The sequence below is a fragment of the Rhizobium gallicum bv. gallicum R602sp genome (assembly GCF_000816845.1).
Lineage (GTDB): Bacteria > Pseudomonadota > Alphaproteobacteria > Rhizobiales > Rhizobiaceae > Rhizobium > Rhizobium gallicum.
Map to the genome: position 1 here is coordinate 2623618 of NZ_CP006877.1, position 15147 is coordinate 2638764.

Annotated in this window: 17 protein-coding genes; 11 read left to right on the forward strand and 6 right to left on the reverse strand. The window is 59.8% G+C overall.

Annotated elements, in window-relative coordinates; genetic code table 11:
• Nucleotides 1–259 precede the first annotated feature (259 nt).
• Genes RGR602_RS13030 through RGR602_RS13045 form a run of 4 tightly spaced genes read left to right on the forward strand, consistent with a single transcriptional unit; the run spans nt 260 to nt 3396 of the window.
• Complete coding sequence (locus RGR602_RS13030; RefSeq protein ID WP_052451553.1) at nt 260–703, forward strand: MarR family winged helix-turn-helix transcriptional regulator; 444 nt, start codon at nt 260–262, stop codon at nt 701–703.
• Nucleotides 704–1402, forward strand: coding sequence for a response regulator (locus tag RGR602_RS13035; RefSeq protein WP_022714235.1), 699 nt, complete (start codon nt 704–706; stop codon nt 1400–1402).
• 28 nt (nt 1403–1430) lie between these two features.
• Nucleotides 1431–2807 (forward strand): ATP-binding protein, encoded by a 1377-nt coding sequence (locus RGR602_RS13040; protein WP_039845464.1) that lies wholly within the window; start codon nt 1431–1433, stop codon nt 2805–2807.
• Between the two features lie 7 nt (nt 2808–2814).
• On the forward strand, nt 2815–3396 hold the full coding sequence (locus RGR602_RS13045; protein WP_039845465.1) for a DUF1349 domain-containing protein: 582 nt from the start codon (nt 2815–2817) through the stop codon (nt 3394–3396).
• A gap of 169 nt (nt 3397–3565) precedes the next feature.
• Here the strand turns inward: RGR602_RS13045 and RGR602_RS13050 are convergent, their stop codons facing one another.
• From RGR602_RS13050 to RGR602_RS13065, 4 genes are all read right to left on the reverse strand, one after another.
• Complete coding sequence (locus RGR602_RS13050; RefSeq protein ID WP_039845466.1) at nt 3566–3907, reverse strand: tRNA-binding protein; 342 nt, start codon at nt 3905–3907, stop codon at nt 3566–3568.
• 9 nt (nt 3908–3916) lie between these two features.
• Complete coding sequence (gene proC / locus RGR602_RS13055; protein WP_039845467.1) at nt 3917–4735, reverse strand: pyrroline-5-carboxylate reductase; 819 nt, start codon at nt 4733–4735, stop codon at nt 3917–3919.
• 1 nt (nt 4736) lies between these two features.
• A complete protein-coding gene (locus tag RGR602_RS13060; protein WP_022714229.1) occupies nt 4737–5237 on the reverse strand; it encodes a type III secretion system chaperone family protein in 501 nt (166 codons plus the stop codon).
• Between the two features lie 396 nt (nt 5238–5633).
• Entirely contained in the window at nt 5634–5894 is a 261-nt protein-coding gene (locus RGR602_RS13065) for an accessory factor UbiK family protein (protein WP_022714228.1), read from the reverse strand.
• Between the two features lie 192 nt (nt 5895–6086).
• Here RGR602_RS13065 and lgt point away from each other — a divergent pair, with 192 nt between their 5' ends.
• The 7 genes from lgt (at nt 6087) to RGR602_RS13100 (ending at nt 12660) form a co-directional block, all read left to right on the forward strand.
• Nucleotides 6087–6935 (forward strand): prolipoprotein diacylglyceryl transferase, encoded by an 849-nt coding sequence (lgt, locus tag RGR602_RS13070; RefSeq protein WP_039845468.1) that lies wholly within the window; start codon nt 6087–6089, stop codon nt 6933–6935.
• Between the two features lie 21 nt (nt 6936–6956).
• Nucleotides 6957–8057, forward strand: a complete 1101-nt coding sequence (locus RGR602_RS13075) for a class I SAM-dependent methyltransferase (RefSeq protein WP_039845469.1) — start codon at nt 6957–6959, stop codon at nt 8055–8057.
• 99 nt (nt 8058–8156) lie between these two features.
• Complete coding sequence (gene pgeF / locus RGR602_RS13080) at nt 8157–8951, forward strand: peptidoglycan editing factor PgeF (RefSeq protein ID WP_039845470.1); 795 nt, start codon at nt 8157–8159, stop codon at nt 8949–8951.
• A gap of 4 nt (nt 8952–8955) precedes the next feature.
• Nucleotides 8956–10107 carry a M24 family metallopeptidase gene (locus RGR602_RS13085; protein WP_039845471.1) on the forward strand — a complete coding sequence of 384 codons (1152 nt, stop codon included), beginning with the start codon at nt 8956–8958 and terminating at the stop codon, nt 10105–10107.
• Between the two features lie 98 nt (nt 10108–10205).
• Complete coding sequence (locus RGR602_RS13090; protein ID WP_039845472.1) at nt 10206–11027, forward strand: hypothetical protein; 822 nt, start codon at nt 10206–10208, stop codon at nt 11025–11027.
• A 105-nt stretch (nt 11028–11132) separates the two neighbouring features.
• Nucleotides 11133–12065, forward strand: coding sequence for a ribose-phosphate pyrophosphokinase (locus RGR602_RS13095; RefSeq protein ID WP_022714222.1), 933 nt, complete (start codon nt 11133–11135; stop codon nt 12063–12065).
• A gap of 118 nt (nt 12066–12183) precedes the next feature.
• Nucleotides 12184–12660, forward strand: a complete 477-nt coding sequence (locus tag RGR602_RS13100; RefSeq protein ID WP_039846848.1) for a Kazal-type serine protease inhibitor family protein — start codon at nt 12184–12186, stop codon at nt 12658–12660.
• Here the strand turns inward: RGR602_RS13100 and RGR602_RS13105 are convergent, their stop codons facing one another.
• Together RGR602_RS13105 and RGR602_RS13110 are read right to left on the reverse strand one after the other, a co-directional pair.
• Nucleotides 12661–13266 (reverse strand): 2'-5' RNA ligase family protein, encoded by a 606-nt coding sequence (locus RGR602_RS13105; RefSeq protein WP_063855989.1) that lies wholly within the window; start codon nt 13264–13266, stop codon nt 12661–12663.
• 83 nt (nt 13267–13349) lie between these two features.
• Complete coding sequence (locus tag RGR602_RS13110; RefSeq protein WP_039845473.1) at nt 13350–14819, reverse strand: hypothetical protein; 1470 nt, start codon at nt 14817–14819, stop codon at nt 13350–13352.
• Nucleotides 14820–15147 lie beyond the last annotated feature (328 nt).

The following is a 15147-nucleotide window of genomic DNA, read 5'->3' on the forward strand; positions in this document are numbered from 1 at the left end:
GATTGTTGCCCATATTACGTTTTATCCACTACGCAGTGGGGAAAATATGCGTTGTATGGGGAGGAAAGACGGGCCGGTTTCGAACGAGCGTCCCGCCTCCGCAAAGTCTGGGGAAGCTAACAGCGGCGTAAAATTGTGTCAACAAAGCTGACATATCTTTGCTAAAGTTTCCCGGGGCCTGCAGAATGAGAAAGGAAATGACGTGGCGGCACGACAGACCAGCTCGAAAGTAGCCAAAGCCGAACCATTGGCCGCACCGATGGAAAACACCGGCACCATCGATTTCGAGATCATCGAGCTCTTCTTTTTCGCCTATCGCGATTTCGTCTCTGATCCGGATGCGATCCTCGAAAAGAGCGGGTTCGGCCGGGCCCATCATCGGGTAGTGCATTTCGTTAACCGTGAACCGGGCATGACCGTTGCCGATCTTTTGGATACATTGAAAATTACCAAACAGAGCCTCGCTCGAGTGCTCAAACAACTGATCGATTCGGGGTATATTCGTCAGGTTGCTGGGCCTGAAGATCGGCGCCAGCGTAAGCTTTATCCGACCAAGACCGGGCGCGAACTCGCGCTCGCTCTGGCGGAGCCGCAATCGCGCCGCATTGAGAGAGCATTCGACGGTGCCGCTCCGGACGTGCGCGAAAGCGTGAAGGCATTTCTGAGGGGTATGAGGGACAGGCAAACAACGAAAGCGGATTGAATGGCGGGGAAAACAATCATTTCTGATGACGCGGCGCATCTTCTGGTGGTCGATGACGACACCCGAATCCGCGCTCTTTTGAACCGTTACCTGACGGAGAACGGCTTCCGGGTGACCGTGGCTGCCGATGGTGCCGAGGCGCAACGCAAGCTCGCCGGGCTCGACTTCGATCTCATCATCATGGATGTGATGATGCCGGGCGAATCCGGCATCGACGTGACGCGCGGCCTGCGCGCCATTAAGAACGTGCCGATCATCATGCTCACAGCGCTTGCGGAATCCGACAATCGCATTGCGGGCCTTGAAGCCGGCGCCGACGATTATCTCTCGAAGCCTTTCGATCCGCGCGAACTGGTGCTGCGCGTCAATAATATCCTGCGCCGCAACGCCTCGGACGCGCCGAAGATCGAGCAGATCATGTTCGGCCCATACACTTTCTCGCTCACCCGAAAGGAATTGAAGAAGGCGACGGAAGTGATCCGCCTCACAGACCGCGAGCAGGAAATCATGCTGCTTTTTGCCAAGCGCGCCGGCGACACTATTCCGCGGCACGAGCTCATCGGCAACGACGTCGACGTCGGGGAGCGCACGATCGACGTGCAGATCAATCGCCTCCGTCGCAAGATAGAGGACGACCCTGCAAATCCTGTCTGGCTCCAGACGGTTCGTGGTATAGGATACAGGCTGAGCATCGATTGATGGCCTCAACGTCAGGATCGCGACAGTGATGGTAACTTTCGACTCCCTGCGCCGCGAAGAACGATCGCCAGCCTCCGGATGGAAAGGATTCGGCCGTTGGCTGCGCCGCCACCTGCCGACCGGCCTCTACGTCCGTTCGCTGCTGATCATCATCATTCCCATGGTGCTGCTGCAGTCCGTCGTCGCCGCGGTCTTCATGGAGCGTCATTGGCAGATGGTGACGCAACGCCTGTCGATGGCCGTCACCCGCGATATTGCGGCAATCATCCAAATCATCGAAACCTATCCGCAGGATACGGACTATAGGGAGGCCACGCGCATCGCCCGCGAGCAGTTGAACCTGCAGATTTCGATCGAGCCTGACGGAGATCTGCCGCCGCCGCGCGAAAAGCCGTTCTTCTCCATCCTCGACGGCATTTTGAGCGATGAGATCAGCGACCAGATCAAACGACCCTTCTGGATCGACACGGTGGGAGACTCGAGCCTCGTCGAAATCCGTATAAAGCTCGACGACAAGATTCTGCGCGTTTTGACCAAGCGCAACCAGACCTATGCGTCGAACACGCACATTTTCATCGTCTGGATGGTCGGCGCTTCTCTCGTGCTCATCGGCGTGTCGATCCTCTTTCTGCGCGGTCAGATTCGGCCGATCCTGACGCTCGCGCAAGCCGCCGAAAGCTTCGGAAAGGGACACAAACACGATGACTTCTATCCGCGCGGCGCCGACGAGGTCAGGCGCGCGGGTCTTGCCTTTATCCTGATGCGCGAACGCATCGAACGGCAGATCGAACAGCGAACCGCAATGCTGACCGGCGTCAGTCACGACCTACGCACGGTGCTCACGCGCTTCAAGCTGCAGCTTGCCCTCGCCGGCAATAGCCCGGAACTGCAAGGACTGAATGAGGACGTCAACGACATGCAGTCGATGCTCGAAGCCTACATGGCCTTTGCGCGCAGCGAGATCGAGGAAGATGTCGGAGAACTAAAGCTTACCGAACTGCTCGGAAAGATCGCAACGGATTTCGCTCTGCACGAAAAGCAACTCACCTATTCGATCGAAGGCGAAGACAAGATCTCAGTCCGGCCGAACGCATTTACGCGCCTGGTGACCAACCTCGCATCCAACGCCCGCCGCTATGCGAATACGCTGAACATCGAAGCGAAGCACGGCGCAAAATGGCTGACGCTGAATTTCGACGACGATGGCCCCGGCATTCCCGAAAAGAACCGCGAGGATGTCTTCAAGCCCTTCTTCCGTCTGGACGAAGCACGCAATTTGGACGATTCCGGCACCGGGCTCGGCCTTGCGATCGCGCGCGATATCGCCCGCAGCCATGGCGGCAATGTCACGCTCGGCGACAGCCCGCTCGGCGGTCTCCGCGCCACCATCCGCATCCCCGCGTGAGTTCCAGATGGCAATCGACCGGAAAGAAATGACCTGGCTCAATCCTCCGCCCTTGGCGGAGCTTCACGAGGGTGCATTGCATGTCCGATCGGGCGACAAGACGGACTTCTGGCAAGGTACCTATTACGGGTTCCACCGTGATGACGGCCATTTTCTCTATCAACGGCGCAAGGGCGACTTCACGGCGGAAGTGACATTTTCCGGACGCTATCAAGAGCTGTACGACCAGGCCGGCCTGATGGTCCGAGCAGGTTCAGCGTACTGGATGAAATGCGGAATCGAATATACCGACGGCGCAAAGCACTTCAGCACCGTCGTGACCAATGGCAATTCCGACTGGTCAGCCTTTCGCATCGAGCACGAATTCGCGCTGCTCTCCCTTCGCGTGACCCGCAACAAGGACGCAATTTTCATTCAGTACCGGACCGACCGGATCAGCGAATGGCGCATGGCGCGCCTCGCCTGGTTCGATCCGTCGATTGAGGAGGTTATGGTCGGCCCGGCATTCTGCTCGCCGCAGCGCTCTGGCTTCGAAGCCATCTTTCATGAGTTCACGCTGACTGATCCGGTCTCGCGCGACATTCACTGATCACAAAAGCTCGATACTTTTTAACATTCTAGAGAACTGGGATTTTCAGGGGCGACTGAGATCGCCCTTTCGGGTTCTCGGGAGACGGATTTAACTGCCTTCGATGGCCGTGTTCCGGCGCTAGATTGCATAGATAACATCTGGCACGCCAAATGAACCGAAGCTCGGATTACATCAGCTTCCTGCCGTTCGGCACCGGCTTGTCGGTTGCAGCAAGAACGATCGCACCCGCTTCGTCTTCGAAGCCGAGCGTCAGCACTTCCGACCGGAACGGTCCGATCTGGCGCGGCGGGAAGTTCACCACCCCGAGAACCTGGCGGCCGACGAGGTTTTCCAGCGTGTAGTGAATAGTGATCTGCGCCGAGGATTTCTTGACGCCGATTTCCGGGCCGAAATCGATCAGCAGCTTGACGGCCGGCTTGCGGGCTTCCGGAAAGGGCTGCGCCTCAATGATCGTGCCAGCACGAATGTCCACACGCTCGAAATCGGCGTAGGTGATGTCTTCAGCCATCGCGCATCCTCAACCGGCAAGCTCTTCGGCACGCGCGCGCGCAGCCGCAAGAGCCTCGTCAAACAGCGGCTGCATGCCCTCTTCTGCCATAAGCACTGAAAGGGCCGCGGCCGTCGTGCCGCCCGGCGACGTTACGTTCTGGCGAAGCTTCGAGGCGTCGTCGGGGGACTGGTGTAGGAGTTCACCAGCCCCCGCGACAGTTTCCCGTGCAAGGCGCATGGCAAGGTCCGCCGGCAGGCCAAGTTTACGGCCTGCTTCTGCCATACACTCGACGAGATAGAACACATAGGCCGGGCCGCTGCCTGACAATGCCGTCACGGCATCGATATCCGATTCGGCCGAAACCCACTCGACAGGACCCGAAACGCGAAGAAGCGAATGAACGCGATCGCGCTGCCCGGCGCTCACGCGCGGATTGGCGAAGGCGCCGGTGACACCGCGGCCGATCATGGCGGGTGTATTTGGCATGGCGCGGACCATGGCGGCTTTGCCGAGATGCTTTTCGAGGAAAGCCAGCGTCTTGCCGGCAGCCACCGAAACGACCACCGTCTTGGATCCGACGGCGCTTTTCATTGGTGGCAGGACTGTTTCCATGACCTGCGGCTTCACTGCGAGGAAGATGACATCCGCTTTCAGGCCGGCGGGAACGGTTGGGGCATGCGTCGCGCCCGCATCGCCGATCACCTTCATCATCGCGGGCGACGGACCCGGATCGACCACGACAACGGAGGATCCCGGAACTCCGCTCTTCAGCCAGCCGGAAAGCATCGCACCACCCATATTGCCGGCGCCGACGAGAACGACTGTATCGGAAGACGATGGTGACATTTTACGCTTCGCCGACCGTTTCGAAAAGGACTGCTTCCATGGCCTTGGCAGCATCCAGGCCGGACCAGATGACGAACTGGAACGCCTGATAATAAGCTTCGCAGGTATCGAGCGCGCTGGAAAGCAAAACTTCCACCTGACGATTCGTTGGCTCAGCACCGCCCGCCAGAAGCAGCGACTGCCGGAAGATGATCACGTCTTCCTGCCGCCACAGATCGAAATGACCCATCAGAACCTGCCCGTTGATCGCCGCCAAAAGCTTGGTGACCTCGTTGACGCGAGCTTCTGGAACCTTGATGTCGAACGCGCAGCCGAGATGCAGCGCCTCGAATTCCTCCATCCAGGAGAAGGAAACGTGGTAATCGGCCCACTTCCCCTCGACCGTCATTGCGATCTCGTCCTCGCCCGACCGCTCAAACGACCAGTCGTTATTGGCGGCGACGTACTCGATCATATCGACCGGGTTCGACTGACGCTCGAATTCCAATTCCATAAGGCTCATGCAGCACCTTCTTGACCGGAATGAATGCGACTGAACTTGGGTTTACGAACACAAGAAAAGACACACGCAAATACCGGAACCACCACTTGGATGTTCGTTGAACCGCTGCCAGACCTAACGCAGTGAACCTGCCCGGAGCTTACCAATGTCCGCTTCGAATCATCATTTAAAATCAGTGTATAACGCCCCCGGTGACAAGCCAGCCCCTCTCCGGTCATTTCCGGAAAGGCAACTGTGGACAGCCGTTCGGAATTTGATTTCAGAAGGAGGTTGTAAACGACTCTGCGTATTGGCTTTTTTGGCAGTGTCCACAGGTGGAAAACGACACCTGATTTTTTTGTCGATGAGGCGGCGTGCCGCTTAAGCGCCACACCGTGCCCTGTGCTTGAATGGGACTTACTTCGTTTTTGCAGCTAGCTTTGCTTCGAGCGCGGCGACTCGGGCAAGCAGCGCTTCGTTCTCGTCGCGCGCCTTGATCGCCATTTCGCGGACGGCCTCGAATTCCTCGCGCTTGACCACATCCATGGTGTTCAGCCAGCGTTCGGCTTGAGCGTTGAAGGCAGTCTCGATTTCCTTGCGCACACCCTGGGCAGCGCCCGCAGCATCCGTCATCAGCTTGGCGAATTCGTCCATGATGCGGTTTGTTCCACTGGTCATGGCGGTTTTTCTCCTTCCCACCACATGATTTTGATGGGCCTGAGCCCTAAGGAATGAGGTAGGGCTTTGCTGTTGAGGATGCAAGCGCTTTGCTCTGGATAAGCCGCTTCGGGCATTGCTCTGCCTCACAATCGACTTGACCGCTTCGTATCGCAACGCCATGTTCCGCGCACATCAACGGGTGGAAAAATCTTGCCGACTGCAGCCAATCTTCTTTCGATCATGCCCTTTCCGGATATCGATCCGATCGCCTTTGCGATCGGCCCTCTGGCTGTTCACTGGTACGGTCTCGCCTATGTCGCAGGCATCATGCTCGGATGGCTCTATGCCCGGCGGATCGCCGGCAATGATGCGCTTTGGCCGGGCAACGCCTCGCCGATCACCAAGGCGCAGATCGACGACTTCATCGTCTGGGCAGCCCTCGGCATCGTTCTCGGCGGTCGCATCGGCTACATCTTTTTCTACGATCTGCCGGCCGTGATCGAAACCCCGCTCCGTGCCATCGAGATCTGGAATGGCGGCATGTCCTTCCACGGCGGAACCATCGGCACGACGATCGCCATGATCCTTTTTGCGCGCAAGAACGGCATTCCGGTCTGGAGCCTTTTCGACATCGTCGCTACCGTGGTGCCGATCGGCCTATTCTTCGGTCGCATGGCAAACTTCGTCAACGGCGAGCTTTGGGGGAGGCTTACGGATGTACCCTGGGCAGTCGTTTTCCCGACCGGCGGGCCTTTTGCGCGGCATCCGAGCCAGCTCTATGAAGCGGGCCTCGAAGGCATCGTGCTGCTGCTTTCGCTTGCTCTTGTCGTCTACGGTTTCCGGGCGCTGAAATCACCGGGGCTCGTTACCGGTCTCTTCGTCTGCGGCTACGCGCTGTCACGCATATTCGTCGAGTTGTTCCGCGAGCCGGATGCGCAGCTTGGCTACCTGCTCGGCACGAACTGGCTGACCATGGGCATGGTCCTTTCCTTCCCGATGGTCCTGCTCGGCATCTGGGCGATGGCACGTGCCCGCCGCCAGGCCGCTTTGCAGCATTGAGCCTGTCAGGACCGTACGATCATGACGACCGCACTCGGTGAAAAGATAAAGTCGATCATTCAGGCGAACGGGCCGATCAGTGTCACGGACTATTTTTCGCTCTGCCTCGCTGATCCGGAATACGGCTACTATCGCACCCGCGAGCCCTTCGGCCGATCCGGCGATTTTGTCACTGCGCCCGAGGTCAGCCAGCTCTTCGGCGAAATGATCGGGGTCTTCGTCGTGCATGCCTGGCAGCGCCATGGCGCGCCGGCAGGCGTGCGCCTCGTTGAAATCGGCCCCGGTCGCGGGACGATGATGGCCGACATGCTGCGCGTCATCGAGCGTCTCGCCGCGCCGCTTTTCGAGAATATGACGGTTCATCTCGTCGAAACGAGCGAGCGTTTGCGCGGTATCCAGCAGCAGACGCTTGACGCACATGAGGGCAAAATCAGCTGGCATGCCGATTTCGAGGAAGTTCCGCCGGGCTTCACGCTGATTGCGGCAAACGAGCTATTCGACGCCATTCCAATCCGCCAATTCATCAAGACGCCGACCGGCTTTCGTGAGCGCATGGTTGGCCTCGATATCGATGGCGAGCTGACATTCGCCGCCGGGATCGCCGGCATCGATCCGGCACTGCTGCCTGAAAACCCGCAGGCCGCGCCGGCCGGCACGCTCTTCGAGATTTCGCCGGCCCGGCAGGCTGTGATGATGACGATCTGCGATCGCCTGAAGGCCTTCGGCGGCACGGCGCTGGCGATCGATTACGGCCATCTCGTCACCGGCTTCGGCGATACGCTACAGGCCGTGCGCATGCACGAGTTCGATCCGCCGCTTGCCCATCCCGGCGAAGCGGACCTGACGAGCCATGTGGATTTCGAAGACCTCGCGAAGACCGCTGTCGGCGCCGGGCTGCATCTCAACGGCGCGTTGCACCAGGGGGATTTCCTGATCGGCCTCGGCATTCTCGAGCGCGCCGCCGCTCTCGGCCGCGATCGTGAACCGCGCACCCAGCAGATTATCCAGAGCGCGGTGGACCGGCTGGCCGGCTCCGGCGAGGGCCGGATGGGCGAGCTTTTCAAGGCGATGGCCGTCTCCCATCCGGCCGTCGATCTCATGCCGTTCCGCCCGGTGGATTGACAGGACGCGCGGCCCTGGGCCAACATCCGGCGCAATCAAGAATGCTTCGCCGGGCGGGCCGGCGGACAATGGCGCCGTTCAAACACCCCGGAATCACTGATGCAAGACGCGGCCTCTCCCGCACCGATCGAAAGCGCGCTGTTGAACGAAGCGGCCGGCGAAGCGATCCGCCACGGCTATTTCACACGGGCGGGCGGCGTTTCGGAAGGGCTCTATCGCGGCCTGAATGTCGGGCTTGGCTCGAACGACGACCGCGCAAAGGTGATGGAGAACCGCCGTCGCGTTGCCGCCTGGTTCAGCCAGCCCTTGGAAAGGCTCGCGACAGTCCACCAGGTTCATTCGCCAGACGCGGTCACCGTCGACAGCAGCTATGACGGCACGCGCCCCGAAGCCGATGCGCTGGTCACGGCAACGCCTGGCATCGTCCTCGGCGTTCTTGCTGCCGACTGCGGCCCGATCCTGTTCGCCGACCCGGAATACCGGGTGATCGGGGCCGCACATGCCGGATGGAAAGGCGCACTGACCGGCGTCCTGGAAAACACCGTTGCAGCGATGGAAAGACTTGGAGCGAAGCGCCGGACCATCATCGCCTGCCTCGGCCCCTCGATCAGCCAGACAAGCTATGAGGTCGGCCCGGAATTCGTCGAGCGCTTCGTCACACAGGATTCGTCTTACGAGCGCTATTTCATTCCTTCGAAGACGTCGGGCCATGCGATGTTCGACCTTCCGGCGCTGACCATCGACCGTCTGTTGAAGGCGGGTGTGCTTGCCGAAAGCCTTGGCATTTGCACCTATCCGGACAGCGAGCGCTTTTTCTCGTACCGGCGCACTACACATAATAAGGAGCCGGACTACGGCCGCCAGATTTCAGCGATCAGCATCAGGGAGATTTGACCGAATGGCACTGCATTTCGAAAAAGCCGAATTCGCAAGCCGCCTCACGCGCCTTACCGACCAGATGCGCGCGGAAAAGCTCGATGCCGTCCTGCTCTTCGCGCAGGAAAGCATGTACTGGCTGACGGGCTACGACACCTTCGGCTACTGCTTCTTCCAGACGCTGGTGGTCAAGGCCGATGGCACGATGTCGCTGATTACCCGCTCTGCGGACCTTCGTCAGGCCAAGCACACGTCGATCCTCGAAGACATCCACATCTGGGTCGACCGCGTCAATGCCGACCCGACGCTCGACCTCAGGAACCTGCTGGTCGATATGGACCTGCTGGGCGCGCGGATCGGCGTCGAATATGACACCCACGGCATGACCGGGCGAATTGCCCGCCTGCTTGACGCCCAGCTTTCCACCTTCGGCCAGATCGTCGATGCCTCCTATCTCGTCAGCCGCTTGCGCCTCGTGAAAAGCCCAGCGGAGGTGGTCTATGTCGAGCGTGCCGCAGCCCTTGCAGACGATGCTCTGGATGCCGCAATCAGGCTGACCAAGTCCGGTGCCGACGAGGCGGACATCCTCGCCGCCATGCAGGGTGCGGTCTTTTCCGGTGGCGGAGACTACCCCGCCAACGAATACATCATCGGTTCCGGCACGGACGCCCTGCTCTGCCGCTACAAGGCCGGCCGCCGCAAGCTCGATGCAAACGACCAGCTTACGCTCGAATGGGCGGGCACCTATGCCCACTATCACGCCGCCATGATGCGCACGATCGTCGTCGGCGAGCCGACGCACCGCCACCGCGAACTCTATAACGCCTGCCTGGAAAACCTGCAGGCGATCGAAACCGTGCTGAAACCGGGGCACACCTTCGGCGACGTCTTCGACATGCATGCGAAGATCATGGACGAGCGCGGGCTTGCCCGGCATCGGCTGAACGCCTGCGGCTATTCCCTCGGCGCCCGCTTCTCGCCGTCCTGGATGGAACATCAGATGTTCCATGTCGGGAATCCGCAGCCGATCGAGCCGAACATGTCGCTCTTCGTGCACATGATCATCGCCGATTCCGACACCGGAACGGCCATGACGCTTGGCCAAACCTACCTGACGACGACGGATGCGCCGCGGACGCTTTCCCGCCACTCGCTCGATTTCATCGGCGCATGACGGGCAATCACCGGCAAGAATCCGGAATTGACAGCGGGCAGCCCCCGCCCCCATAAATCAGGCGGGCTGATGCGAATGAGGGAAGGACGACGACAGCGATGACGCGAGCTCAGACTGCGCCGATGCTCCTTGCCTGCCTGGCCGCGCTTTCCGCTTGCAACACCACCGATGCACTGACACCGCAAGTCGATATTGGCGACTCATCGTTTGGCCGCTCCTCACCGGTGACCCAGCGCGAAGTCGAGCGCATGGCAGGCTCAGAGCCTCCGCGGGCCTTTGCTGGCGAATCCAGGCAGGCCGGCTATCAACCGGCATACAACAATCAGAGTTACAGATCCGGCCCTGGCGCGCCGCCGACGACAATGCAGGAGCAGGCCGACGCGCTTGCCCGGCGCGGACCCTCGCCCGCAGCTTCGCAGCCTGTCGAAGGCCGGACGCTTGCCGAACCGGTTTCCAATGCGCAGGCGGAAGAAGAAGACATGGGCAATCTGGCCCCTGCCCGCCAGCAAAAACGGGTCGCAGCCATCGATCCTGCCGCCTCGTCCGCAATCGGCGGCAACACCGTTCGCTTCCTGCCGATTATCGGTGCTCCCGTCCAAGCGGTGACGCCGCTTTCCCGCCAGCTTGGAGCCGAGGCGCGCTCGTACGGTCTCTCGATCAAGAGTTCGAACGACACCAGCAGCGACTATATCCTGAAGGGTTACCTCTCGGCCTTTACCGACGAAGGCAACGTGACAGTCGTTTACGTCTGGGATATCCTCGACGGCAGCGGGGCCCGCCTGCACCGCATCCAGGGACAGGAAAAGGTGCCCTCCGCGGCACAGGATCCCTGGGTCGGGGTTCCTGCCTCCGTCATGCAGCAGATCGGCACGAAAACGATCACCGAGTTCAATTCCTGGCGGCAGACGCGCGACGGTTAGCAACAGGCTTTTTACAAATATCAAAGCCTGTGGCGCCTTTGCGCTTGCATTCGGAAGCAAGCTGGCTAAAAAGCGCGGCTATCGGCAGACAACAGGCGGGCCAAAATGAAGGTTTTCGCAGGCAATTCGAACCGGCATCTTGCCGAAGCGATCTGCACCTATCTCAATGTGCCCCTCGGCAAGGCCAGCGTCAGAAGATTTGCCGATCAGGAAATCTTCGTCGAAATCCAGGAAAACGTCCGCGGCGAAGACGTCTTTGTCGTCCAGTCGACCTCCTTTCCGACGAACGATCATCTGATGGAACTGCTGATCATGATCGATGCGATGCGCCGTTCGTCCGCGCGCCGCATCACGGCTGTTCTTCCCTATTTCGGCTATGCCCGCCAGGATCGCCGCGCCTCAGGTCGCACGCCGATCTCCGCGAAACTGGTCGCCAACCTAATCACCGAGGCCGGTGCCGACCGCGTTCTGACGCTCGACCTCCATGCCGGCCAGATTCAGGGATTCTTCGACATCCCGACGGACAACCTCTACGCCGTCCCGGTTCTGACGCGCGATATCAAGGCCAATTACGACATCAGCAACGTCATGGTCGTTTCACCGGACGTCGGCGGCGTCGTCCGCGCCCGTTCGCTTGCCAAACGCCTCGACTGTCTTCTGGCGATCGTGGACAAGCGTCGCGACCGCCCAGGTGAATCCGAAGTCATGAACATCATCGGCGACGTCGAAGGCAAGGATTGCCTGCTGATTGACGACATCGTCGATTCCGGGGGCACGCTTTGCAACGCCGCCGATGCGTTGCTGGCCCAAGGTGCGGCTAGCGTCACCGCCTACATCACGCACGGCGTTCTTTCCGGGGGCGCGGTCACCCGCATCACCTCGTCGAAGCTGCGCGAACTGGTGATCACCGACTCGATCCAGCCGACCACGGCCGTCCAGTCCGCCCACAATATCCGCGTCATCACGACCGCAACCCTTATCGGCGAAGCGATCAACCGCACCAGCCAGGAAGAATCTGTTTCCAGTCTCTTCGACTGAGAGTTTTCTTCGTCGGCAAAAGATAGGCAAGGTTGTATTTTCGTCTTCTTCGGCGGCCCGCTTTCGGCTAGTCTCACGCAAAGTGATTTGCATGGGAAGCCATATGACGGCAATCAATATGAAAAGTTCAGTAGGCTCGAAGCGCTTTGCGATTCTCGCGCTTATTCCCCTGCTTTCCGCCTGCACGGTAGAGGTCGATCCCGGTCCATCGCGCCCGCCGCCCCGCCCGTGGCCGCCGCAGCAGCAAATGTGCACCATGGAATATGCGCCGGTCTGCGGCGAACGCGGCGGCCGGCTTCAAACCTTCGGAAATGCCTGCCAGGCCCGCACCAGCGGCTTCATGATCGTCGGCCGCGGCGAATGCCGCCGCGCCCCGCCGCCCTTTGCGCGCCCCGAGCCGGATCGTCCCGGGCGCCCCGACTGGCCTGATCGCCCGGACAGACCTGCCCGTCCGGAACGTCCGGGCGGCATCTGCACACGCGAATATGCGCCGGTCTGCGGGCAGCGCGGCCGTCAGACACAGACCTTCCCGAACCGCTGCGAGGCAGGCAATGCAGGCTTCCGGATCATCAGCGGCGGCGAGTGCCGTTTCTGATCATCGGCGCCGATGCCCGGCGATGATTTTTGGCCCAAAGGACTGGCCGCCTAACCCGGCCGTGCCAAAACGGTTTGGAAAGGCGGGGCACCGTGTCAACTTGACTTCACCCAAGACCTCGATTGGCGCAAACCGCACAATATCCAACGCATCGAATGTAACGGAGAATTGTGCCTCTATTTCGGATGCCCACTTGATGGCGGGCTCGAACATGGACCCTGGGATCTTCATTGCGATCGTGCAATGAGGCACCCAGCGATCGGGGCGATAGTGCTCAAGACAGAGCGCTGGGTCTATTTCACGATGGACGGCCGCGTGAAGTTGCAGCAGCCGGTCATTCGATAAAGGACGCGCCCACAATACTAAGAATTCGTTTTGAAAATAGCCAATACCCGAAAAAGTCACGGCTATTGCCGATTGCGCGCCTAAAATTCTCGACAGCACATCGGTGGGCGCAAAATCCTCATACACCGCTAAGGTCACATGCGGAGGATAGTCTAGGGCCTTCATCGAAGGAGCAGGTTCGAACGCGGCCGCTTCCTGCCAAAGCTCGACTATCGGCAATGCGGTCTCGTTTAAGCATTTCAGACTTATCGCATGAGGCATGCGCGAAACGCCTCCAACGCCATTGTCGGTTTTAGGCGTCCAGGGCGGCCGTGACAATCATTGTCGCCTGATGCTCAGCAAAATCACTCCTGCTTATCCGGCCCCTTGAGCTGCTGGCCATTGACGGTCACCGTGCCATCGGGGATGACCGTCACGTCCCAGCGCTGCCGGCCGTCCGGATCTGTCTTGGCAAAACCCTTGACCATCAGCATTCCGAAGGACGCCTGATTGAGCTCGGGATTGGTCTTGGCAAGCTCCTGAACCGCCGCGATGGTCTTGTCGTAGTCGCGCGCCAGAATGGAGGCCTGCAGCGCATAGTCGTCCTTGCCCGCATCGATGCGGCTCTCGACCTTTGCGGATATGTCGATGTCGTAGACGCCGGACTTGGCGCTGACCTTCGAAAAGTCGATCACGAACCTGCCATCGCGGAAAAGCCGCTCCACGGCCCTTTTGCCCGCGTCCTCCCCGCCCTGCGGCGGTTTGGTGAGATCAAGTTTCATGAATTCATCACCGAACGCCGCAAAATCCATATCCGGGATGGCGAACTGCACAACGACTGCCTGGGGCAGAAAGGCGGAATAGGCGGCCGGAATCATCGGGCTGTCAAATGTGACGTCGGCAGCATTCAATGCAACGCCAAGCTGCGTTGCATTGCTCGGCCCATTTACAGCCAGGCGGTAGCCGAAGCTCTTGGCGCCGCCTCCACCCGCAGCACTCGTCACTGCAAGATTGTTGAGGGTGATGGTTTCCTCAAGCGAAGAGATCAGCGGAAAAGCATCGCGCAGCATGCCCTTCAGCTTTTCCTCGCTCTCCTTGCTCATCTGCTTTTCCTCGGCATGGTCGACTGCGAAGACGACAATGTCCCTCAATTGCTTTGCCGGCAGGCTGTTGACCTTGGCGTCGAAATCGATGGTATCGGCAGTGATCTGGAGCGGCGGCATTTCCTTCCCGCTCACCTGCTCGGCAAACGCTGTCAAAGTGCCGTTCGCTGCAAAGTCCGTCCTGTCGGCGGAAGCGCCATCAGCGGAGGTGAGCTTGTATTTCACGTCGCCGAAGCTGGCATTGACCTGTTCGGTATCGGTCGCGGTCGTGACTTTGATATCCTTGGCGCTGAAATCGCCGGAGCGGAAATAGCTGATCGCCGGATCGAAGACCGAAGTATAAACCATTGAGGCGATGGAATAGGTGAAATCGGTGCGCTTCTGGTCCGGTCCCTTGAAATGTCCGGAAACGTTCAGGCTGTTGTCGCCTTCGACATTCCAGAGCCCGTTGTCCTGCGGCGTGGCGAACATCGAAATCGGTTTCAGGCCGTTGATCGCAAAATCCGCCGGGTTGACCTTGGAAAGCAGCTTGGCCAGGTCATAGATGATCTCGTAGCGCGAACCGGCCGGATTGACGGCGACGACGCCGCTCTTGGCAATGTCTTCGGGCAGCAGGCTGTTGAGATTGTCGCGAATGGCGTTTGCTCCATCCCGGTCGATCTCGGCCGCATGGGCCGCCGTCATCAATCCGAGAACAACCGCGCTCGTCGCCGTCATCAGCCTGTACCGCATGAAAGTGCTCCTCCGCCTCGTCGATCGGCGGTCATGTGAAATGTGCGCGGTCGGATGTCAACTCAGGCTTGCCGAAAAGGCAAGCCCTGTAGCAGCTGAATCGCAGTATTTAAAAACCGAATTTGATGCCGGTCCCGTCTCTATTGTATTACGGCGTAGGATTACTCTGTTTGGCAGTATCCTGGCACTGACCGGCAACCCGAGAGATAGGGCCCGCGTCGCCTTGCGTTTCCGCTTCACTTATACTATAGCGCACGCGTCCGCGCAGACACCCTTGGAGGCAACGCGGATGAGGAAGGCCCAAACGCCCCTCCAGTCACCGGAAGGA